The sequence below is a fragment of the Paracoccus marinus genome (genome assembly GCF_007018965.1).
Classification (GTDB): Bacteria; Pseudomonadota; Alphaproteobacteria; order Rhodobacterales; family Rhodobacteraceae; genus Paracoccus; species Paracoccus marinus.
Genome location: NZ_VJYZ01000010.1, coordinates 70,163 through 89,938, shown reverse-complemented (window position 1 = coordinate 89,938; position 19,776 = coordinate 70,163). Strand labels below are relative to the sequence as shown.

The following is a 19,776-nucleotide window of genomic DNA, read 5'->3' as shown; positions in this document are numbered from 1 at the left end:
TGCGGGGCACGACGCGCGCGCCCGCCCACCAGCGGGCGTGTCTCGCACCCATCTACAGTCGTGCGTGACCGATTGCCTGCAGCAAAGCTGCGAAGCCAAATCAGTTAATACTTGACCATGGATTCGGGGATTGGCGGGCAGCGCGTGGAATTGTCCGACTTGCGGCCCACAGGATCTGTTCCTTAGCTCCGATCCTTCGATGCACCCCCCCGGTCCGCCCAAAGCGGACCGGGACGCGCCCGCCCGCCCTCAGGCGTGCGCTTTCGCACCCACCCGTGCGGACGCGTCCCTCCGGAGTGCTGGCTTCAATGAATCGCCCGGAAACGGCCTTGAAGGCCGTTTCCTTCAGCAACATTGACGGAGCAGACGAACGTCGCCGACAGCAGAGTTGGGTGATCGCCTGCTACCGCCCGAACAGCCGCTCGATGTCCGACAGCTTCAGCTCCACCCAGGTCGGCCGGCCGTGGTTGCACTGGCCCGAGCGCGGGGTCCGCTCCATCTCGCGCAGAAGCGCGTTCATCTCGTCCCCCGACATCCGCCGCCCCGACCGGACCGACCCGTGGCAGGCCATCGACGACAGCACCGCGTCGAGCCGCCCCCGCAGCCGGTCGGTGCCGTCGCCGTCGGCCAGATCGTCGGCGATGTCGCGGACCAGCGCCGCCACGTCGCAGCGCCCCAGCGCCGCCGGAACCTCGCGCACCGCGACGCAGCCCGGGCCGAACGGCTCCACCACCAGCCCCAGCCGGTCCAGATCGCCCGCGAGCGCCAGCAGCGCCGCCGCCGCGTCCCCCAGATCGACGATTTCCGGCACCAGCAGCGCCTGCGCGGGAACGCGCGCCCGCGCCGCCTGCGCCTTCAGCCGCTCGTAAACCAGCCGCTCGTGCGCGGCGTGCTGGTCCACGATGACGATACCGTCGGCGGTCTGCGCGACGATCCAGTTCTCGTGCAGCTGCGCCCGCGCGGCACCAAGTGGAGCGTCGGCGGGCATGTCGGTCGGGATAGCCGCCTCGGGGCCGGGCGGCTCGATCCGGCCGCTCGCCTCGAAGAAGCCGCGCCCCTCGTCGGCAGCAAGCGGCGCCTGCATCGTCCAGGCGGCTTGCACTGCCCGCTGTGACGGCGCCCGCGACAGCTCTTGGGGGCGGAACGCGGCCAGCGTCGCCGCGCCGCCGGTGGTCGCGGCGCGGGGCCCCGTCGCCGCCAGCCCGTGCCGCAGCGCCGACACCACCAGCCCCCGCGCGGCGTCGGGTTCGCGGAACCGCACCTCGGCCTTGGCGGGGTGGACGTTCACGTCCACGCCATGCGGATCGCAGGCGAGAAACAGCACCGCCGCCGGATGCCGGCCCGAGGCGAGGACGTCGAAATACCCCGCCCGCAGCGCGCCGGTCAGAAGCTTGTCGCGCACCGGGCGGCCGTTGACGAAAAGATGCTGCGCCACCGCCGCGCCGCGCGAATAGGTCGGCAGCGCGGCAAGGCCTGTCAGCCGCAGCCCGTCTCGCGCGGCGTCGATCGCGATCGCGTTCTCGGCGAACTCGCGCCCCATCACCCGCGCGATGCGGGCGTTCGTCGCGGTCCCCCCGTCACCCCCGCCGCTTTCGGCGTCGGCGCGGAACAGGGTGCGGCCGTCATCCTCGTCGATCAGGGCAAAGGTCACCAGCGGCTCGGCCATGGACAGGCGGCGCACGACCTCGGCGATGGCCTGGGTTTCGGCCCGGTCGCCGCGCAGGAAGCGCAGGCGGGCGGGCGTCGCGAAGAACAGGTCCCGCAGTTCGACCACCGTGCCGCGATTGCCGGCGGCGGGGCGCACCTCGGACTGGCGGCCGCCGGTGACGGTGATCTGCGCGGCGTCGCCGCCCGCGACCCGGCTGGTGATTGTCAGCCGGCCGACCGCGCCCAGGCTCGGCAGCGCCTCGCCCCGAAACCCGAAGCTGCGGATGTCCAGAAGGTCCGATCCGTCGATCTTGGACGTCGCGTGCCGCGACAGCGCCAGCGGCAGGTCGGCGGGCGTCATGCCGCAGCCGTCGTCGGTCACCCGGATCAGCCGCTTGCCGCCGCCCGCGATCGCCACCTCGATACGCCGCGCACCCGCGTCGAGCGCGTTTTCCACCAGCTCCTTGACCGCCGACGATGGACGCTCGACCACCTCGCCCGCCGCGATGCGGTTGGCGGCAGCCTCGTCCAGCTGGCGGATGACCGGGCGGATATGGGGGTCATGGCGGGTCATGCCGCAACATGTAGCACGGGGGCTTGTGTGGTCGCCAGAGATTCGCGGCGCGGGGCGTGGATGACCGTGCCGTGTCCGACGGCCACCGCGCTACCCCCGCTCAACTTTCCGGGAACAAAAACAGTGCCTCGCGCGCTACTTATCACAGGCCGCAGGGCCACCGGATTTTCGTAACGGGAGAATGAGCGATGAAGAAACTTGGTGTTGTGATGGCCTGCGGGCTGGTGTTCGGCGTCGCGGCGTGCGGCCAGAACCCGACCGAGCGGGCCGTGACCGGCGCGACGACCGGTGCGGTCGTGGCGGGCCCGGTGGGCGCCGCGGCCGGCGGGCTCGCCGGCGCCACCGGCGCGGTTCAGGTCAACCCCTGATCCAGCGGCGGGGCGCGGGAAACCACCCCCGGCGCCGCGCAGAACAGAAAGGCCGCGCATCCCGACGGATGGCGCGGCCTTTCCTTGTCCAACAATCACTCAGCCCTTCGGCGCCGCGTCGGGCGCGGCCCCGTCGATCCCCTCGGGCCGGCCCACCAGCACGACGCGCAGCTTGCCCGCGTCCAGCAACTCGCCCGCGACCCGCTTCACGTCCTCGGCCGTCACCGCCTCGACCCGCGCGTTGCGGGTGTTGACGTAATCGCGCGGCAGCCCGACCAGCTGCATCCCCGCCAGGATTCCCGCGATCCGGCCGTTTCCGTCGAAGCGCAGCGGGTATTCGCCGGTCAGGTAGGTCTTGGCGTCCGTCAGTTCCTGTTCGCTCACGCCCGCGGCCATGCCGTCCCAGACCTCGCGCAGGATCTGCGTCGCCTGCGCGGTCGATGCGTTGGCCGTGGCCATCCCGCCCGTCCAGGTGTCGCCCAGCACCTTGTTCGACAGGTCGGTGCCAACGCCGTAGGTCAGGCCGCGCTTTTCCCGGATCTCGTCCATCAGCCGCGACGAGAAGCCGCCGCCGCCCAGGATGTGGTTCAAGACGAAGGCCGCGAAGTAGTCGGGATCGTCCATCGGCAGGCCCTGCTGGGCAAAGGCCACGACCGTCTGCGGGCTGTCCCAGTCGACGACCGTGGTGCCGCCGGTCAGCGCCAGCGGCGCCTCGGGCGGCAGCGGCGCCGTCGCGGTCGCGGGCAGGTCGCCCAGCACCCGGTCCATCAATGCGCCAAGCTGGTCGGGGGTGATGTCGCCCGCGGCGGCGACCAGAACCCGGTCTCGCGCCATCACCCGGTCCTTGGCCGCGCGCAGGTCGTCCGCCGTCAGCGCCGCCACGCTGTCCGCCGTGCCGTTGATCGAGCTGCCATAGGGGTGGTCGCCCCACGTCTCGCGCGCGAGGGTCTTGGCCGCAATGGCGTTCGGGTCGGTATCCTCGGCCCGGATCACGGCCTGCACCTGCGCGCGCACCCGCTCGACCGCGTCGGCGTCGAAGCGGGGCTGGACCAGCGCCGCGCGGATCAGGTCGGCAGAGGCGTCGCGGTTCTCGGACAGCATCCGGGCCGACACCGACACCGCATCGTCGCCCGCATCAAAGCCGATGCTGGCGGCCTGTTCCTGCACGGCTTCGGCAAAAGCGCTGGCGTCCATGTCGCCCGCGCCCTCTTCCAGCGTGGCGGTCATCAGGTTGACCGCGCCGCGCTTGCCCGCCGCATCGACCGAGGCCCCGCCCCTGAACAGGATCGTGACCGAGACGAACGGGATCGAGTGATCCTCGACCAGCCATGCGGTGAGGCCGCCGGGCGACTGTACGTCCTGGATGTCGATGGCGCGGGCGGGCAGCGCGGCCATGACGGCCAGCGCGACGCCGGTGAGGATGGCGCGGATCATGGCTTGGGCTCCGGCGGCTGGGGTTGGGCGGGGGAAGGCGGCACCGGGGGTGCGGGTGGGGGTGCGGCGGGCGCGGATTGAGGCTGGGGCGGAGCAGCGGGTGGGGGTCCCCCGGGGCCTGCCACCGGCGCATCCGGGCCCGCCGGCGGACCGGCGGCCGCGTCAGCCTCAGGCATCGGCGCGGCGCCGTCGGCGGCGGGCGGCGGCTCGCGGCCAGCGGGGGTCGTCGCCGGATCGACGGCGGCGGGCGGCACCGGCGCGGCGGGCTGATCCGCCTGCGCCACCTGCCCCTCGGCCGCGGGCAGCAGCCACGACGTCACGCCGCGCGCGTCGTTCAGGACCAGCGCGGCCGCCGCCATCACGTCCTCGGACGTCACCTGCGCCAGCAGGTCCGGCCAGTCGTTCACGTCGTCGACCGTCAGCCCCACCGCCAGCCCCTGCCCGTAGTCGTAGGCGCGGCCGTGAGCCGAGTCCTGTTCATAGATGCGCGCGGCGCGCAGCCCGGTCCGCACCCGTTCCAGCGCGGCCGGGTCCGGCCCTTCGCGCAGGAACTTGGCCACCGCCTCGTCCAGAAGCCGCTCGGCATCGTCCTGCGAGACGCCCGGCGCAGGCGCGACCGTCAGCGCAAAGGTGGTCGGATCGACCGCCAGCCCGTCATAGCTCGCGCCCGCATAGACGGCCTTGCCGGTCAGCATCAGCTCGCGCCCCAGAACCGAGGTCTGGGCCGATCCGCCCAGCAGCTCGGCCAGCACCGACAACGCCGCCGCCGTCTTCTGGTCGCCCGCGTTCCGTTCCGGGGCCATCACGCTGCGGGTCAGCACCGGCTGCGGGACGCGGGGGTCGGCCATCTCGATCCGGCGGTCGGCGCGCTGCGCGGGTTCCTGCGGGCGCGGCGCGCGCTCGGCTGTGGGTTTCGCCGCGATCGGGCCATAGTATTCCTGCGCCAGCGCCTTGACCTGATCCAGTGTCACGTCGCCCGCCACGACCAGCACGGCCGCGTTCGGCGCATAGTGGCGGTCGTACCAGTCCAGCGCGTCGGCGCGGGTCAGCCCTTCCATCTCGGCCCGCCAGCCGATCACGGGGCGGCCGTAAGGGTGGTTGTAGTACTGGACCGCCGACACCTCTTCGCCAAAGAGCGCCGAGGGGTCGCTGTCGGTGCGCTGCGCGCGTTCCTCCAGCACGACCTGCCGCTCGGCCTGCCAGTCATCCTCGCCGATGCGAAGATTGGCCATCCGGTCCGCCTCCATCCGCATGACCAGCGGCAGGCGGTCGGCGGCGATGCGCTGGAAGTAGGTGGTGAAATCGTAGCTGGTAAAGGCGTTGTCGGACCCGCCGTTCGCGGTCACGGTCTTGGACAGTTCGCCCGGCGCCAGCGTGTCGGTGCCCTTGAACATCAGGTGTTCCAGATAATGGGCAAGGCCGGTCTTGCCCGCCACCTCGTCGGCGGACCCGATCCGGTACCAGACCATCTGCACGACGACCGGGGCGCGGTGATCCTCGATCACCACCGCCTGCAGGCCGTTGTCGAGCGTGAAGCTGCCGACGCCGGGCGGCATTTCGGCCAGTGCCGGCAGGGGCGCGGCCAGCAGACCAAGCGCCGCCGCGGCGCTCGCGGCATGAAGCTTTCGGGCGCGGCGCCCCGTGCGGGGTGGACGGACGCAGGGCATCGGCGGCTCCTCGGCGGATGGATGTGGGCGCAGGGTGGCCGCGCCCGCCCGGCGCCGCAACCGACAGACGCGTGAGGCCGGCGTGAATACGCCGGCCCGCTCGCCGCGTCTGCAAGGCAGGATCAGCTCAGCCGGGCGTCAGTTCGCAAAGGCGTCGATCAGGTTCAGCACCGCCAGCACCTTTCGCGTGTCCCGGTCCACCCGGTACACCCGGTCGTCGTCGCGGTAGTAGTCCCAGCCGTCGCGGCGATCGAGGTCGTAGCGGTCGAAGTCGCGGATCACGCGATAGTCCCCGATCCGCAGCACGTCGCCCACCCGGTTGCCGTAGCGGCGGTCGTCGTCATTTCGCGCCTGACCGGGCGGCACGCAGGCCGGATCCTTCTTGGCCAGCCCGGGCGGGCAACCCCGGCCATACCCGGCATGGCCGGCTGCGGGGGCTTGATGGCGCGCATGCCCGGCCTTGCCGTTCCCCTTGCCGTTGCCGTTCCCGTTCCCCTTGCCGGGATCGGCCAGCGCCGTGGTTCCCGTCAGCGCCAGGGCTGCGGCGGCCATCATCATCGTTGCGCCACGCATCATGGCAGCCTCCTTCATCGGTCACGGGGTTCTACGCGAAACGCGCAGGATCGTTGCATCACGTTCGCCGGAACGCCGCCGCCCGCGCGCCGCAACGTCGGGCGCGGGTGCGCCCGCCCGGCAGGTTGCACCCGCCCGGGCGGGCTGGCAGGTTCGCCGCGCGGCACCACTCTGACGTCAAAGGACGACACGCATGCAGACCTTCAAGCTCGGCGGGCTGACCGTCCCGGACGTGTGCCTGGGCACGATGACCTACGGCAACGCCACGCCGCGCGAGGATGCCTTTGCGCAGATGGACCGGGCGATGGATGCGGGGATCACCTTCTGGGACACGGCCGAGATGTATCCGGTCAACCCGACCACGCAAGAAACCTATGGGCTGAGCGAGATCATCATCGGCGAATGGTTCGCCCGCACCGGCCGGCGGGGCGAGGTGCAGATCGCCACCAAGGCATCCGGCAGGGGCGGCAGCGGCCGGTTTTCCCGCAACGACGCCGGGTTCGAGCCGGGCAACATCGAAGAGGCGGTGGACCTGTCGCTGGAACGGCTGCAGACCGAGGTCATCGACCTTTATCAGCTGCACTGGCCCAAGCGCGGCACCTACGGCTTTCGCGGCAACTGGACGTTCGACCCCTCGACGTCGAGCAAGGCGCGGGTCGAGGACCACATGAACGGCATATCCGAGGCGATGGCCCGGATCGTGGCCGCCGGCAAGGTGCGCGAGTTCGGCCTGTCGAACGAGACGGCGTGGGGCACGATGTCGTGGAACGCGGCGGCCGACCGCACCGGCGGGCCGCGGGTCGTGTCGATCCAGAACGAATACGGGCCGCTGCACCGGCTTTACGACACCGACATGGCCGAGGTCGGCCAGAAAGAGGGCGTGACCCTGCTGGCCTATTCGCCGCTGGCCGCCGGGCTGCTGACCGGCAAGTATTCGGGTGGCGCCACGCCCCCGGGCAGCCGCGCGGCGGTGGACGTGGAACACGGCGGGCCGGGCAACCTGGGCGCGCGGCGCACCGATCGCGGCGTGGCCGCGGCCAACGACTGGGTGGCGCTGGCCCGCGACCTGGGCCACGACCCGGTCCACCTTGCCATCGCGTTCGTCCGCGCGCGTCCGTTCCCGGCGATCCCGATCATCGGCGCGACGACCGTGACCCAGCTCGACCACCTGCTCGCCGGTCTCGACGTGGCCATCGACGCCGCCGCCGCCAAGCAGATCGACGCGTTCCACCGCGCCCACCCGCTGCCCTTCTGACCCCAAACGCCGCGAGGACCCATGCTGCCCCCCATCCTTCAGAACCTGCGCATCCCCGTCGTCGCCTCGCCCATGTTCATCGTGTCGGGGCCGGAACTGGTCATCGAACAGTGCAAGGCCGGCATCGTGGGGTCTTTCCCGGCGCTGAACGCGCGCGAGCGCGACGGCGAGCCGCCGCTGCTCGCGGCGTGGCTGACCCGGATCGAGGAGGAACTGGACCGTCACAACCAGGCCAATCCCGACCGCCCGGCCGCGCCCTTCGCGGTCAACCAGATAGTCCACAAGTCGAACACCCGGCTGGAACGCGACATCGAGATCTGCCACCGCCACAAGGTCCCGATCTGGATCACCAGCCTTGGTGCCCGGCCCGAGGTGAACCACGCCGCCCACGACTGCGGCGGCATCGCGCTGCACGACATCATCAACGTGACCTACGCCCGCAAGGCGCTGGAAAAGGGCGCGGACGGGCTGATCGCGGTGGCGGCGGGCGCGGGCGGGCACGCGGGAAAGCAGAACCCCTTCGCGCTGATCCAGGAAATTCGCGAGTTCTTCGACGGCCCGCTGCTTCTGTCGGGGGCGATCGCCACGGGCCGCGCGATCCTTGCCGCGCGCGCGGCGGGCGCCGACCTGGCCTATATCGGCAGCCCCTTCATCGCCACGGCCGAGGCGAACGCGGTCGAGGGCTACAAGCAGATGATCGTGGACAGCGGCGCGGACGACATCGTGAACTCGTCGCTCTTCACGGGCATCCACGGCAACTACCTGAAGCCGTCGATCCGCAACGCCGGGATGGACCCGGACGCGCTGGAAAGCGCCGATCCGTCGTCGATGGACTTCGGCAAGGGCACCGCCAAGGCCAAGGCGTGGAGCGAGATCTGGGGTTCCGGCCAGGGCATCGGCGCGGTCAAGTCGGTGCAGCCGGCGGCGGCGCTGGTGGACCGGCTGGCCGAGGAATACGCGGCCGCCAAACGCGAGCTGTGCGCCGCCTGATCGCTCAGGCGTCCCGCACCAGCCGGGCGATGAAGAACCCGTCCATGCCGCCCTGCCCGGGCCAATGGTCCGGGCGCAGGCGCAGCCCGCCCGCGTCGGTGATCCACGCGGGCTCGATCCCCGGCAGGTCGGGGCGTTCCACCCGCAGGCCGGGATGGCGGGCGAGCGCGGCGGCAAGCTGGTCCTCGCCCTCGGCCGGCAGCAGCGAACAGACCGCATAGATGAGCCGCCCGCCCGGTTTCAGCAGGCTCAGCCCGTGGTCGATCAGCGCCGCCTGCAGCGCGGTCAGCTCGGCGATGCCGCCGCCGTCGCGCAAAAGCGGCAGTTCCGGGTGGCGGCGGATGGTGCCGGTGGCGGAACAGGGCGCGTCCAGCAGCACCGCGTCCAGCGGCGCATCCGGCCGCCAGTTCAGCGCGTCGCCCATGACCAGCGTGGCGTTCAGGCCGGTGCGGGCCAGGTTTTCGCGCACCCGGTCCAGCCGCGCGGCGCTCAGGTCGATGGCGGTCACCGTGGCCCCGGCGGCCGCGATCTGCATCGTCTTGCCGCCCGGCGCCGCGCACAGGTCCGCGACATGCTCGCGCGGACGCGGGTCCAGCAGCATGACCGGCAGCGCGGCGGCGGCATCCTGCACCCACCAGTCGCCCGCGTCATATCTCGGCTGCGCCGTCACCTGCACGCCCTGGGGCAGGCGATGACTGCCGGTCGGCAGCGCCTCGCCGGGCAGGTCCGCGCCCGGCTTACCGCTGAGGTCGATCGGCGCGCCCCGCTCATGCGCGGCCTCGATCGCCAGGGCCTTATCCTCGCCCCACGCGGCGGCGACGGGACCGCGCAACCAGCCCGGCATGGTCGACGGGGCGGCGGCCGCCCATGCGCCCTTCGCGTCGGCCGCGCGGCGCAAGACCGCGTTCACCATCCCTGACGCCGCCGCGACCTTGGGCGATCCGGCCCGCGCCAGCGCCACGGCGGCGTTGACGACGCCGTGCGGCGCCTCGTCCAGCGCCAGCATCTCGGTCGTGCCGAGGGCGAGGATGTCCATGACCTCGGGCCGGGGCCGACGCTGGAGAAGGGGGTCAAGCGTGGCTTCGACGCGGCCCAGGTGGCGCAGGGTTTCGGCGGCGAGCCGCTGCGCGCGGGCGCGCTCGGCCGGGGTCAGCTGGTCCAGCAGGCCCGCCGCCTCGGACAGCGTGGCCCCGCCGCGCACAGCGGCGATCAGCGCCAGCGCGCCGGCGCGGGGGTTTGCCGGGCCGGGTTCCGGGCGGGCGTTTTTAGGTGCCGGGATGACGGAACGCTCCGCCCTCTCGGCGCGGTGCTGGCGCGGGGGCCGGGGCGCGCGCGGCGGCTTTGGCGCGCGGGCGGGGCGTTCGGCGGGCGTGGGTTCCGCCACCAGCGCGGGTTCCGCCACCGGCGCCAGCACGGGCGCAATCTCTGCCACCGGCTTGGCCTTGCGGCGCGGCCGCGCCTCGGCGCCGCTTTGGTCGGTGTCGTCGCGCTTGTCCATCGCCGCTCCGCTGCTTAGCTGGGGGACAGTGATATCCACACGAGGCGGGTTTTGCCATGACCGAACCGACGGACGCGACCGGCACCGAAGCGGAAAGCCGCGATCGCGCGCAGCTGCCGCCAGCCGCCCAGCGCGCACTGGCCGAGGCCGAGGAACGCCGCCGCAGCGCCGCGCCGCTGGACCTGCCGGTCGAACTCGGCGGCCGCGACGGGCCCGAGCCGGTGCGCTACGGCGATTACGAACGCAAGGGAATCGCCGTCGATTTCTGACGGGCGGTTCCGGCCTGTCAGGCCGCCGCAGGCTCCAGCGCCGACTGCCGCGCCTGGCCCTTGCGGTCGTAGCGCGCGCAGGACAGGTCGTCGGCCCGGATTTCCGGCGTGCGGCCGCTGATGAGGTCCGACAGGACCCGCGCCGACCCGGCGGCCATCGTCCAGCCCAGCGTGCCGTGGCCGGTGTTGACCCACAGGTTCCCGACCGAGGTCGGCCCGATGATCGGGGTTCCGTCCGGCGTCATCGGCCTGAGCCCGGTCCAGAACGTCGCCCGGTCCAGATCGCCCGCGCCGCCAAACAGCTCGCCCACCGATTTCGCCAGCGTCGCGCGGCGGCGCGGCGACAGCGACAGGTCGAACCCCGCAAGCTCGGCCAGCCCGCCCACGCGGATGCGGTCGCCCAGCCGCGTGATCGCAACCTTGTAGGTTTCGTCCATCACGGTCGAGACGGGCGCGCGGGATTCGTCCACGATCGGCAGGGTCAGCGAATAGCCCTTGACCGGGTTGACCGGCAGTCGGACCCCAAAGGGGCGCACCAGCGCCGGCGAATGGCTGCCCAGCGCCACGACGAACAGGTCACCCGTCAGCCGCCCGGCGGAAGTGCGGACCGCCTCGACCCGGCCGGTCGTGCCCGATTCCAGGCAGACGATGCTGGTGTCATAAAAGAACCGCACCCCCTCGGCCTCGGCCATCGCGGCGAGGGACTGGGTGAAGATGTTGCAGTCGCCGGTCTCGTCGCCCGGCAGCCGCAGGCCGCCCGCGAGCAGGTGGCGCGAATGGGCCAGCCCCGGCTCGGCGCGGACGCAGCCGTCCACGTCCAGCTCCTCATAGGCGACGCCGTCGGCTTTCAGGATCTTGATGTCCTTGGCGACCGCCTGAACCTGCTTGTCGGTGCGGAACACCTGCAGCGTGCCCTGCGTGCGCTCGTCATAGCGGATGCCGGTTTCCTTGCGGAGCTGTTCCAGGCAGTCGCGCGAATACATCGCGATCCGCATCATCCGCTGCTTGTTGATCCCGTAGGCGTCGGCGGTGCAGTTCTTGAGCATCTGCGCCATCCACGACGCGCGGCCGCGATCGAGCGAGGCGTGCAGCACCAGCGGCGCGTGCTGCTGGAACATCCAGCGCAGCGCCTTTTGCGGGATGCCGGGCGCGGCCCAGGGGGTGGAATAGCCGGGCGAGATCTCGCCAGCGTTGGCGAAGCTGGTTTCCAGCGCGGCGGCGGGCTGGCGGTCGACGACTGTGACCTCGTGCCCGGCGCGGGCAAGATACCACGCGCTGGTCACACCGATGACACCCGCACCCAGAACGACGATTCGCATGGCTTTCCATCCCCGAAAAGAACCCGGGGGAAGATGCGGCAAACCGCTGCGAATGTACTGCGAAACTGTTCGGGCGTTCGACAATGCGACGCAAGAACATGCGGTGCGACGCGGATCCTGCGCGCGATCCTTGCGTCGATGCGACGGGAGGCCGGACGCGCGCCCGCTACAGCCCCAGCACGTCCGCCATGTCGTATTCGCCCGGGCCCTTGTCCTGTCCCCACAGCGCTGCCCTGACCGCGCCGCGCGCGAAGATCGCGCGGTCGGTGGCGACGTGGCGCAGGATCACCCGCTCGCCCGCGCCCGCGAAGATCACGTCGTGTTCGCCCACGATGTCGCCGCCCCGGATCGCGGCGAAGCCGATGCTGCCGGGGGCGCGCGCGCCGGTGTCACCTTCGCGCGCGGGCGTCCGCAGCGCGTCCAGCGTGGCGCCCCGCCCCTCGGCCGCCGCCTCGCCCAGCATCAGCGCGGTGCCCGAAGGCGCGTCCACCTTCATGCGGTGGTGCGCCTCGACGATCTCGATGTCCCAGTCCTCGCCCAGCGCGGCGGCGACGCGGCGCGTCAGGCCCGCCAGCAGGTTCACGCCAAGGCTCATGTTGCCCGCGCGGACGATCGGCGCGTGGCGGGCAGCGGCGGAAAGTTTCCTCAGGTCGTCCGCCGACAGCCCGGTGGTGCCGATGACGTGGACCGCGCGGGCCTGCGCGGCCAGTTCGGCAAAGGCGACTGTGGCTGCGGGCGCGGTGAAGTCGATCACCGCCTGTGCGCGGGCGATCGCCTCGACCGGGTCGTCGGTGACGATGACGCCTGCGGGCGCCCCGCCCATCGCAACCCCCACGTCCTGCCCGACCCAGTCGCTGCCCGTCCGTTCCACCGCGCCGACGAGGTGGCAGCCGTCGGTCGCCATGACCTCGCGCACCAGCATCTGGCCCATGCGGCCCGACGCGCCGGTGACGACGATGCCTGTCGATTGCTGATCCATGCGCGGCCCCGGAACTGTTGCCCCGATGTCCTAGCCCGTTGCGGCGGCCCCCGCGAGACCCTAGATGGGGGCGCATGGCATCCAACCGCTTCAATACCGGGCACGGTCCGTCGCAGCGCCAGCTGCGGGTGGGCGAACTGATCCGCCGCACGCTCAGCGACGTGCTACTGCGCGGCGACGTGCACGACCCCCACCTGAACCGCTTTTCCATCACCGTGGGCGAGGTCCGCACCTCGCCCGACCTCAAGGTGGCGACGGCCTATGTCTTGCCGCTGGGCGGCCATGACGCGGAAGAGGCGCTGGCCGCGCTGCGCCGCAACACGGGCGAACTGCGCCACCACGTCGCCAAGGAGATGACGCTGAAATACGCGCCGAACCTGCGCTTCGTGCTGGACGAGACGTTCGACCGGATGGACGACACCCGCCGCCTGCTGGAACAGGACCGGGTGCGCCGCGACGTGGAACAGGACGGCGACGATGACGAAAGCGGCGGTCGCGATGAGACTTGACCTGACCCGCCGGTTCGGCCTCGCCATCGGCGCGCTGATCGCGATGACCCTGCCCGCCGTCGCCGACAGCTGCGAAAAGCGCCAGTTCGAGGGCAAGAGCTACGCCGTCTGCACCGTCGATGCCGCCGACCAGGACAAGCTGCGCCTGTGGCTGGACGGGCCGGACGGCCGCGTGCTGGGCGATTTCCGTAGCGTTCGCGGCACCCTGCCGCAAGGGCAGGTGCTGGCCTTCGCGATGAACGCGGGCATGTATCATCCCGACTTCAGCCCGGTGGGGCTGTTCCGCGCCGACGGGGTGGAGAAAGGCGCGCTCGTGACCGCAGGCGGCGGCGGCAATTTCGGGATGCGCCCGAACGGGGTGTTCTGCGTGGGCGCCAAGGCGCCGTTCCAGGTGATCGAAAGCCGCCGTTTCGCCGAGGTGCGGCCCGACTGCCGGCTGGCCACGCAATCGGGGCCGATGCTGCTGATCCAGGGCGAACTGCACCCGCGCTTCCTGGCCGAAAGCGACAGCCGCTACATCAGGAACGGCGTCGGCGTGTCGCGCGACTTCAACACGGCGTGGTTCGTGATCTCGGACGGGGCGGTGACGTTCCACGAGTTCGCCCGCTTCTTTCGCGACGAGCTGTCCGCGCACAACGCGCTTTATTTCGACGGCTCGATCTCGCGGCTGTATGCGCCCGACATCAGCCGTGCCGACTGGGGCCGCACGATGGGGCCGATCGTGGGCCTTGTCACCGACGCGGCCGAAGCGGGCGCCAAGGCACACGCCAAGGCGGGGCCCTGATGGCGCGCAAGAAGGGCCGGGACGTGTCCGGCTGGCTGATCGTGGACAAGCCGGCAAGGATCGGATCGACCGACGTGGTGGGCCGCGTCCGCTGGGCGCTGGACGCGAAGAAGGCGGGCCACGCGGGCACGCTGGACCCGGACGCGACCGGCCTGCTGGCGGTGGCGCTGGGCGAGGCGACCAAGACCGTCCCCTATCTCACCGACGCGCTCAAGGCCTATGACTTCACCGTGGGCTGGGGGGCCGAGACATCGACCGACGACGTGTCAGGCGCGGTGCTGCGCACGTCCGACGCGCGGCCCGACGCGGCCGCCATCGCCGCGGCGCTGGGGCGGTTCCGGGGCGACATCGTGCAGGTGCCGCCGTCGGTGTCCGCCGTGAAGGTGGACGGCGCGCGCGCCTATGCCCTCGCGCGCGAGGGCGAGGCGGTGGACTTGCAGCCCCGCCCGCTGTGGGTGGACGAGCTGGAACTGCTGGACGCGCGCGCGGACGCGGCCGACCTGCACATGGTCTGCGGCAAGGGCGGCTATGTCCGCGCCATCGCCCGCGATCTGGGGCGTGCGCTGGGCACCTTTGGCCATGTGGTCGGCCTGCGCCGCGTCTGGTCGGGACCGTTCGACGTGGACCAGGCGATCCCGTTCGACCGCATCGACCGCGCCAACATCGACGAGCTGGACGCCGCGCTGCTGCCGGTCGAGGCGGCGCTGGACCTGCCGCGATTGCAGGCGACCGACATGGGCGCGGTGCGGATCGCGAACGGCAACCCCGGCCAGGTGCTTGGCCACGCCGAGTTCGGGACCGAGGTCGTGGTCAGCCACGACGGCCGCGCCATCGCCATCGGCCGCTACATGGGCGGCGAGGTCCATCCCAGCCGGGTCTTCGTCCGCGGCTGACCGCCCCGGGCCGCGCCCCGCCGCGCCCCCTCCTCCTTTCGTCATCTGTTGCAAAGCCTCGCCACATCGGCAACGCTGCCGCCCAAGGACCGGCGGGGAGGCCGGTCCATGGGGGGATACATGACCAAGCTTCTTCTTGGCGTCGCCGCGGCGGCGCTTGTTTCCACGCCTGTCCTTGCGCAGGACGCAAAGGTTTCCGACGGCCGCGTCAAGATCGGCATCCTGAACGACCAGTCGGGCGTCTATGCCGACTTCGGCGGCACCGGCTCGGTCGAGGCGGCGCGGATGGCGGTCGAGGATTTCGGCGGCACCGTGCTGGACGCCCCGATCGAGGTCGTGAGCGCCGACCACCAGAACAAGGCCGACATCGCCAGCACCATCGCCCGCCAGTGGTACGACACCGAGCAGGTCGATTCGATCATGGAGCTGACGACCTCGTCCGTGGCGCTGGCCGTTCAGGCGCTGAGCCAGGAAAAGAAGAAGATCGACCTCGTCACCGGCGCGGCCACCGCCGACCTGACCGGCAAGGCATGCTCGCCCTACGGCTTCCACTGGGCCTATGACACCCACGCGCTCGCGGTCGGGACCGGCGGCGCGCTGGTCGATCAGGGCGGCGACAGCTGGTTCTTCCTGACCGCCGACTACGCGTTCGGCTACTCGCTGGAAGAAAACACCGCCGGCGTGGTCACGCAAAAGGGCGGCACCGTGGTGGGCGCGGTCAAGCACCCGCTGGCGACGACCGACTTCTCGTCGTTCCTGCTGCAGGCTCAGGCGTCCGGGGCCAAGGTCATCGGGCTGGCGAACGCGGGCCTCGACACCCAGAACGCGATCAAGCAGGCTGCCGAGTTCGGGATCACCCAGGGCGGCCAGCGGCTGGCCGCGCTGCTGTTCACGCTGGCCGAGGTCCACGGGCTGGGGCTGGAAACGGCGCAGGGGCTGACGCTGACCGAAAGCTACTACTGGGACCGCAACGACGCCTCGCGCGAGTTCGGCAACCGCTTCAAGGAACGCACCGGGCGGATGCCGAACATGGTGCAGGCCGGGACCTATTCGGGCGTCATGCACTATCTCAAGGCGATCAAGGAAGCCGGCACGGACGAGACCGAGGCGGTCGCCGCCAAGATGCGCGAGATGCCGGTCAGCGACTTCTTCGCCGAGAACGGCAAGGTCGGCGCGAACGGGCGCATGATCTCGGACGTGTACCTGCTCGAGGTCAAGAAGCCGGACGAGAGCAAGGGCGAGTGGGATTACTTCAACGTCCGCGCGACGATCCCGGGCGACCAGGCCTATCTGGACCCGGCCAAGGCGGGCTGCCCGCTGGTCAAGTGACGCATCCGCGAACGGGATGGCGGCGCGGGTCGCACCGCGCCCGCCATCCTTCGCTTGCGTCGCGGCCGTCCGTCAAACAACGTCGATCAAGCCGGTCGGACCGGCACCTGGGGAGGGGAAGCATGAAGAACATCCTGATGACCGTCGGCGCGGCCGCGCTGATGGCTTCTGCCGCGCACGCCGAAATCTCGGACAACGTCGTCAAGATCGGCATCCTGAACGACATGTCGGGGCCGTATTCGGCGCTGGGCGGGCAAGGCTCGCTCGAAGCCGCGAAGATGGCGGTCGAGGATTTCGGCGGCACCGTGCAGGGCGCCCCGGTCGAGGTCGTCGGCGCCGACCACCAGAACAAGGCCGACATCGGCGCGACCATCGCCCGGCAGTGGTTCGACGCCGAGCAGGTGGACACGATCATGGACCTGACCACCTCGTCCGTGGCGCTGGCCGTGCAGGCGATCGCGGGCGAGAAGCAGAAGATCGACATCGTGACCGGCGGCGGCACCTCGGACCTGACGGGCAAGGCCTGCACCCCCTACAGCTTCCACTGGGCCTATGACACCCACGCGCTGGCCGTGGGCACCGGCGGCGCGGTCGTGAAGGCCGGCGGCGACAGCTGGTTCTTCCTGACCGCCGACTACGCCTTCGGCTATTCGCTCGAGGAGAATACCACCAAAACCGTCGAGGCCGCGGGCGGCAAGGTGCTGGGGTCGGTCCGCCATCCGCTGAACAACAACGACTATTCCGCGTTCCTGCTTCAGGCGCAGGCGTCGGGCGCCAAGGTCATCGGGCTGGCGTCGGCGGGTCTCGACACCCAGAACGCGATCAAGCAGGCGGCCGAGTTCGGGATCACCCAGGGCGGGCAAAGCCTGGCCGGCCTGCTGCTGTTCATCACCGACATCCACGGCCTGGGCCTTGATACCGCGCAGGGTCTGTACCTGACCGAGGGCTTCTACTGGGACCGCGACGACCAGTCGCGCGAGTTCGGCAAGCGCTTCATGGACCGCACCGGCGGGATGCCGTCGATGGTCCACGCCAGCGTCTATTCGGCGGTGACGCAGTACCTCAAGGCGATCGACGCGGCGGGCGGCGACGATGCGACAGCGGTCGCCGCGAAGCTGAAGGAAATGCCGGTGGACGACGTGTTCGGGCGCGGCGCCAAGGTCGCGGCCAACGGGCGGCTGATGAACACGCAGTACCTGATGCAGGTCAAGACGCCGGACGAAAGCAAGTACGACTGGGATTACTACAAGATCGTGGCCGAGATCCCGGGCGAACAGGCCTACATGGACCCGGCGCAGTCCGGCTGCCCGCTGGTCCAGTGACGGCCGTGGACGCGATCAGAACCGACGAGGGGCCGCGGGTGGTGCTGACCGCCCGCCGCCTCGGACGCGATTTTTCCGGGTTCACGGCGGTGAACAACGTGAACCTCGACGTCCATCACGCCCGCATCCATGCGCTGATCGGTCCCAACGGGGCCGGCAAGACGACCGTGTTCAACCTGCTGACCAAGTTCCTGCAACCGACCCGCGGGCGGATCACGCTGCTGGGCACCGACATCACCGGCACCCGCCCCGACGCGGTGGCGCGGATGGGGCTGGTGCGGTCGTTCCAGATCTCGGCGGTGTTTCCCGACCTGACTGTCCTGGAAAACGTCCGCGTCGCGCTGCAGCGACCGGCCGGGCTGCACGTGCAGTTCTGGCGCGGCATGGGCGCGCTCGAACGGCTGAACGCCCGCGCGGACGAGCTGATCGACAACCTCGGCCTCACGCCCTGGCGCGACACCCGCGCCGCCGACCTGTCCTATGGCCGCAAGCGTGTGCTGGAGATCGCCACGACCCTCGCCCTCGACCCCGAGGTGCTGCTGCTGGACGAGCCGATGGCCGGCATGGGCCGCGAGGACGTGCGGATGGTCGCCGACATCATCCGCGACGTGGCCCGCACGCGCGCGGTGCTGATGGTCGAACACAACCTGTCGGTCGTCGCCGACATCTGCCACCACGTCACGGTCCTGCAGCGCGGCGAGATCCTCGCCGAAGGCGACTACGCGACCGTTTCCGCCGATCCGCGCGTGCGGACCGCCTATATGGGATCCGAGGCATGACGCCGCTGCTGGAAGTCCGCGACCTCAACGCCTGGTACGGCGAAAGCCACGTCCTGCACGGCGTGAACATGCATGTCCAGAAGGGCGAGACGGTCTGCATCCTCGGCCGCAACGGCATGGGCAAGACGACGACCCTGCGCTCGATCATGGGGATCGTGCGGCAGCGCAAGGGAACCATCACGCTGGGCGGGCGGGACCTGATCGCCATGCCCCTGCACCGCACCGCCCGCACGGGCCTGGGCTTCGTCCCCGAGGAACGCGGCATCTTCGCCACCCTGTCGGTCGAGGAAAACCTGCTGCTGCCCCCGGTCATCGCCCAGGGCGGGATGACGCTCGACGAAATCTACCGGCTGTTCCCGAACCTGCTGGAACGGCGCCGCAGCCCCGGCACGAAACTGTCGGGCGGCGAGCAGCAGATGCTGGCCATCGCCCGCATCCTGCGGACCGGCGCCACGACCCTGCTTCTGGACGAGCCGACCGAGGGGCTGGCCCCCGTCATCATCGACGCCATCGGCGAGGTGCTGCAGGAACTGCGCGCGCGAGGCATGACGGTGGTGCTGGTCGAACAGAACTTCCGCTTCGCGTCCCGGGTCGCGGACCGGTTCTACGTCATGGACCACGGGCAGATGGCGCACGAGTTTCCGGTGGGCGAGCTTTCCGCCCGCATGGGCATGCTGCACGAAACGCTGGGGGTCTGACATGCCGATGATATTCGGAATCCCCGTCCAGGCCCTGATGGGGCAGCTGCTGGTCGGGCTCATCAACGGGTCGTTCTATGCGCTGCTGTCGCTGGGACTCGCGGTGATCTTCGGCCTGCTCAGGGTCATCAACTTCGCCCACGGGGCGCAGTACATGCTGGGGGCGTTCGTGGCGCTTCTGGTGCAGCAATGGCTGGGGCTGAACTACTGGTTCGCGCTGATCCTCGCGCCGCTGATCGTGGGCGCGTTCGGCGCGCTGGTCGAGCGGTCGATGCTGTCGCGGCTTTACAAGCTGGACCATCTCTACGGCCTGCTCTTCACCTTCGGCCTTGCCCTGACGCTCGAGGGGCTGTTCCGCTGGCAGTTCGGCGCGTCGGGTCAGCCCTATGCCGCGCCGCCCGCGCTGACCGGGGCGGTCAACCTGGGCTTCATGTTCCTGCCGCTGTATCGCGGCTGGGTCGTGGTCGCCTCGCTGGTCGTCTGCCTTGCGGTCTGGGCGCTGATCGAAAAGACCCGGCTGGGCGCGACCCTGCGCGCGGCGACCGAAAACCCGGTCATGGTGCAAAGCTTCGGGATCAACGTGCCGATGCTGCTGACGCTGACCTACGCCCTTGGCGCGGGCCTCGCCGCGCTGGCGGGCGTGCTGGCGGCGCCGATCTATCAGGTGTCGCCGCTGATGGGGTCCAACATCATCATCGTCGTCTTCGCGGTCGTCGTGGTCGGCGGGATGGGGTCGATCATGGGCGCCATCGTCACCGGCTACCTGCTGGGCATCGCCGAGGGGTTGACCAAGGTCTTCTACCCCGAGGCGTCCAACATCGTGATCTTCGTCATCATGGCGATCGTCCTGATCCTGCGCCCGGCGGGCCTGTTCGGAAAGGAAGCCTGA

At 70.9% G+C, this 19,776-nt stretch carries 19 protein-coding genes; 12 read left to right on the top strand and 7 right to left on the bottom strand.

What is annotated here, in order from left to right:
* Positions 1–403: 403 nt before the first annotated feature.
* Complete coding sequence (gene mutL / locus FNF32_RS06170) at positions 404–2,221, bottom strand: DNA mismatch repair endonuclease MutL (RefSeq protein ID WP_143796533.1); 1,818 nt, start codon at positions 2,219–2,221, stop codon at positions 404–406.
* A 188-nt stretch (positions 2,222–2,409) separates the two neighbouring features.
* Between mutL and FNF32_RS06165 the strand changes: the two genes are divergently transcribed.
* Positions 2,410–2,589: a hypothetical protein gene (locus FNF32_RS06165; protein ID WP_131674754.1), complete on the top strand. Its 180-nt coding sequence runs from the start codon at positions 2,410–2,412 to the stop codon at positions 2,587–2,589.
* Positions 2,590–2,688: 99 nt separating this feature from the next.
* Here FNF32_RS06165 and FNF32_RS06160 read toward each other — a convergent pair whose 3' ends face one another.
* The 3 genes from FNF32_RS06160 to FNF32_RS06150 all read right to left on the bottom strand — a co-directional run bounded on the left by FNF32_RS06160 (position 2,689) and on the right by FNF32_RS06150 (position 6,266).
* Positions 2,689–4,023, bottom strand: coding sequence for a M16 family metallopeptidase (locus tag FNF32_RS06160; protein ID WP_131674753.1), 1,335 nt, complete (start codon positions 4,021–4,023; stop codon positions 2,689–2,691).
* Complete coding sequence (locus FNF32_RS06155; RefSeq protein WP_221930669.1) at positions 4,020–5,690, bottom strand: M16 family metallopeptidase; 1,671 nt, start codon at positions 5,688–5,690, stop codon at positions 4,020–4,022. Before FNF32_RS06155 ends, FNF32_RS06160 begins: the two co-directional genes overlap by 4 nt.
* Positions 5,691–5,828: 138 nt before the next feature.
* Complete coding sequence (locus FNF32_RS06150; RefSeq protein WP_342778030.1) at positions 5,829–6,266, bottom strand: hypothetical protein; 438 nt, start codon at positions 6,264–6,266, stop codon at positions 5,829–5,831.
* A 190-nt stretch (positions 6,267–6,456) separates the two neighbouring features.
* On the opposite strand from FNF32_RS06150, the gene FNF32_RS06145 reads away from it, so the two are divergent.
* Together FNF32_RS06145 and FNF32_RS06140 are read left to right on the top strand one after the other, a co-directional pair.
* A complete protein-coding gene (locus FNF32_RS06145) occupies positions 6,457–7,518 on the top strand; it encodes an aldo/keto reductase (protein ID WP_131675094.1) in 1,062 nt (353 codons plus the stop codon).
* A 21-nt stretch (positions 7,519–7,539) separates the two neighbouring features.
* Entirely contained in the window at positions 7,540–8,508 is a 969-nt protein-coding gene (locus tag FNF32_RS06140; protein ID WP_131675095.1) for an NAD(P)H-dependent flavin oxidoreductase, read from the top strand.
* 4 nt (positions 8,509–8,512) lie between these two features.
* Here FNF32_RS06140 and FNF32_RS06135 read toward each other — a convergent pair whose 3' ends face one another.
* Positions 8,513–10,006, bottom strand: coding sequence for an RsmB/NOP family class I SAM-dependent RNA methyltransferase (locus FNF32_RS06135; RefSeq protein WP_131675096.1), 1,494 nt, complete (start codon positions 10,004–10,006; stop codon positions 8,513–8,515).
* 56 nt (positions 10,007–10,062) lie between these two features.
* Here FNF32_RS06135 and FNF32_RS06130 point away from each other — a divergent pair, with 56 nt between their 5' ends.
* Positions 10,063–10,275 carry a DUF1674 domain-containing protein gene (locus tag FNF32_RS06130; RefSeq protein WP_131675097.1) on the top strand — a complete coding sequence of 71 codons (213 nt, stop codon included), beginning with the start codon at positions 10,063–10,065 and terminating at the stop codon, positions 10,273–10,275.
* Between the two features lie 17 nt (positions 10,276–10,292).
* Here FNF32_RS06130 and FNF32_RS06125 read toward each other — a convergent pair whose 3' ends face one another.
* Together FNF32_RS06125 and dapB are read right to left on the bottom strand one after the other, a co-directional pair.
* A complete protein-coding gene (locus FNF32_RS06125; RefSeq protein WP_281285648.1) occupies positions 10,293–11,636 on the bottom strand; it encodes a D-amino acid dehydrogenase in 1,344 nt (447 codons plus the stop codon).
* A 124-nt stretch (positions 11,637–11,760) separates the two neighbouring features.
* Positions 11,761–12,573, bottom strand: coding sequence for a 4-hydroxy-tetrahydrodipicolinate reductase (dapB, locus tag FNF32_RS06120; protein WP_131675099.1), 813 nt, complete (start codon positions 12,571–12,573; stop codon positions 11,761–11,763).
* 74 nt (positions 12,574–12,647) lie between these two features.
* Between dapB and rbfA the strand changes: the two genes are divergently transcribed.
* The 8 genes from rbfA to FNF32_RS06080 all read left to right on the top strand — a co-directional run bounded on the left by rbfA (position 12,648) and on the right by FNF32_RS06080 (position 19,776).
* A complete protein-coding gene (rbfA, locus tag FNF32_RS06115; protein WP_131675100.1) occupies positions 12,648–13,082 on the top strand; it encodes a 30S ribosome-binding factor RbfA in 435 nt (144 codons plus the stop codon).
* Between the two features lie 43 nt (positions 13,083–13,125).
* Complete coding sequence (locus tag FNF32_RS06110) at positions 13,126–13,866, top strand: phosphodiester glycosidase family protein (RefSeq protein ID WP_246087725.1); 741 nt, start codon at positions 13,126–13,128, stop codon at positions 13,864–13,866.
* A complete protein-coding gene (gene truB / locus FNF32_RS06105) occupies positions 13,866–14,759 on the top strand; it encodes a tRNA pseudouridine(55) synthase TruB (protein WP_131675101.1) in 894 nt (297 codons plus the stop codon). The genes FNF32_RS06110 and truB overlap by 1 nt, the downstream gene beginning before the upstream one ends.
* A gap of 120 nt (positions 14,760–14,879) precedes the next feature.
* The gene (locus FNF32_RS06100; RefSeq protein ID WP_131675102.1) at positions 14,880–16,088 is read left to right on the top strand and encodes an ABC transporter substrate-binding protein; all 1,209 of its coding nucleotides are present in this window, start codon (positions 14,880–14,882) and stop codon (positions 16,086–16,088) included.
* A 122-nt stretch (positions 16,089–16,210) separates the two neighbouring features.
* Positions 16,211–17,410 (top strand): ABC transporter substrate-binding protein, encoded by a 1,200-nt coding sequence (locus FNF32_RS06095; RefSeq protein WP_131675103.1) that lies wholly within the window; start codon positions 16,211–16,213, stop codon positions 17,408–17,410.
* Positions 17,411–17,415: 5 nt separating this feature from the next.
* Positions 17,416–18,189 carry an ABC transporter ATP-binding protein gene (locus FNF32_RS06090; RefSeq protein WP_425467892.1) on the top strand — a complete coding sequence of 258 codons (774 nt, stop codon included), beginning with the start codon at positions 17,416–17,418 and terminating at the stop codon, positions 18,187–18,189.
* The gene (locus tag FNF32_RS06085) at positions 18,186–18,887 is read left to right on the top strand and encodes an ABC transporter ATP-binding protein (protein WP_131675104.1); all 702 of its coding nucleotides are present in this window, start codon (positions 18,186–18,188) and stop codon (positions 18,885–18,887) included. The genes FNF32_RS06090 and FNF32_RS06085 overlap by 4 nt, the downstream gene beginning before the upstream one ends.
* A gap of 1 nt (position 18,888) precedes the next feature.
* Positions 18,889–19,776: a branched-chain amino acid ABC transporter permease gene (locus FNF32_RS06080; protein ID WP_131675105.1), complete on the top strand. Its 888-nt coding sequence runs from the start codon at positions 18,889–18,891 to the stop codon at positions 19,774–19,776.

What these genes read in the sequence shown, in the direction of transcription:
- mutL (WP_143796533.1), bottom strand. Translation starts at nt 2,221, where the DNA reads ATGACCCGCCATGACCCCCATATCCGCCCGGTCATCCGCCAGCTGGAC.
- FNF32_RS06165 (WP_131674754.1), top strand. Translation starts at nt 2,410, where the DNA reads ATGAAGAAACTTGGTGTTGTGATGGCCTGCGGGCTGGTGTTCGGCGTC.
- FNF32_RS06160 (WP_131674753.1), bottom strand. Translation starts at nt 4,023, where the DNA reads ATGATCCGCGCCATCCTCACCGGCGTCGCGCTGGCCGTCATGGCCGCG.
- FNF32_RS06155 (WP_221930669.1), bottom strand. Translation starts at nt 5,690, where the DNA reads ATGCCCTGCGTCCGTCCACCCCGCACGGGGCGCCGCGCCCGAAAGCTT.
- FNF32_RS06150 (WP_342778030.1), bottom strand. Translation starts at nt 6,266, where the DNA reads ATGATGCGTGGCGCAACGATGATGATGGCCGCCGCAGCCCTGGCGCTG.
- FNF32_RS06145 (WP_131675094.1), top strand. Translation starts at nt 6,457, where the DNA reads ATGCAGACCTTCAAGCTCGGCGGGCTGACCGTCCCGGACGTGTGCCTG.
- FNF32_RS06140 (WP_131675095.1), top strand. Translation starts at nt 7,540, where the DNA reads ATGCTGCCCCCCATCCTTCAGAACCTGCGCATCCCCGTCGTCGCCTCG.
- FNF32_RS06135 (WP_131675096.1), bottom strand. Translation starts at nt 10,006, where the DNA reads ATGGACAAGCGCGACGACACCGACCAAAGCGGCGCCGAGGCGCGGCCG.
- FNF32_RS06130 (WP_131675097.1), top strand. Translation starts at nt 10,063, where the DNA reads ATGACCGAACCGACGGACGCGACCGGCACCGAAGCGGAAAGCCGCGAT.
- dapB (WP_131675099.1), bottom strand. Translation starts at nt 12,573, where the DNA reads ATGGATCAGCAATCGACAGGCATCGTCGTCACCGGCGCGTCGGGCCGC.
- rbfA (WP_131675100.1), top strand. Translation starts at nt 12,648, where the DNA reads ATGGCATCCAACCGCTTCAATACCGGGCACGGTCCGTCGCAGCGCCAG.
- FNF32_RS06110 (WP_246087725.1), top strand. Translation starts at nt 13,126, where the DNA reads ATGACCCTGCCCGCCGTCGCCGACAGCTGCGAAAAGCGCCAGTTCGAG.
- truB (WP_131675101.1), top strand. Translation starts at nt 13,866, where the DNA reads ATGGCGCGCAAGAAGGGCCGGGACGTGTCCGGCTGGCTGATCGTGGAC.
- FNF32_RS06100 (WP_131675102.1), top strand. Translation starts at nt 14,880, where the DNA reads ATGACCAAGCTTCTTCTTGGCGTCGCCGCGGCGGCGCTTGTTTCCACG.
- FNF32_RS06095 (WP_131675103.1), top strand. Translation starts at nt 16,211, where the DNA reads ATGAAGAACATCCTGATGACCGTCGGCGCGGCCGCGCTGATGGCTTCT.
- FNF32_RS06085 (WP_131675104.1), top strand. Translation starts at nt 18,186, where the DNA reads ATGACGCCGCTGCTGGAAGTCCGCGACCTCAACGCCTGGTACGGCGAA.
- FNF32_RS06080 (WP_131675105.1), top strand. Translation starts at nt 18,889, where the DNA reads ATGCCGATGATATTCGGAATCCCCGTCCAGGCCCTGATGGGGCAGCTG.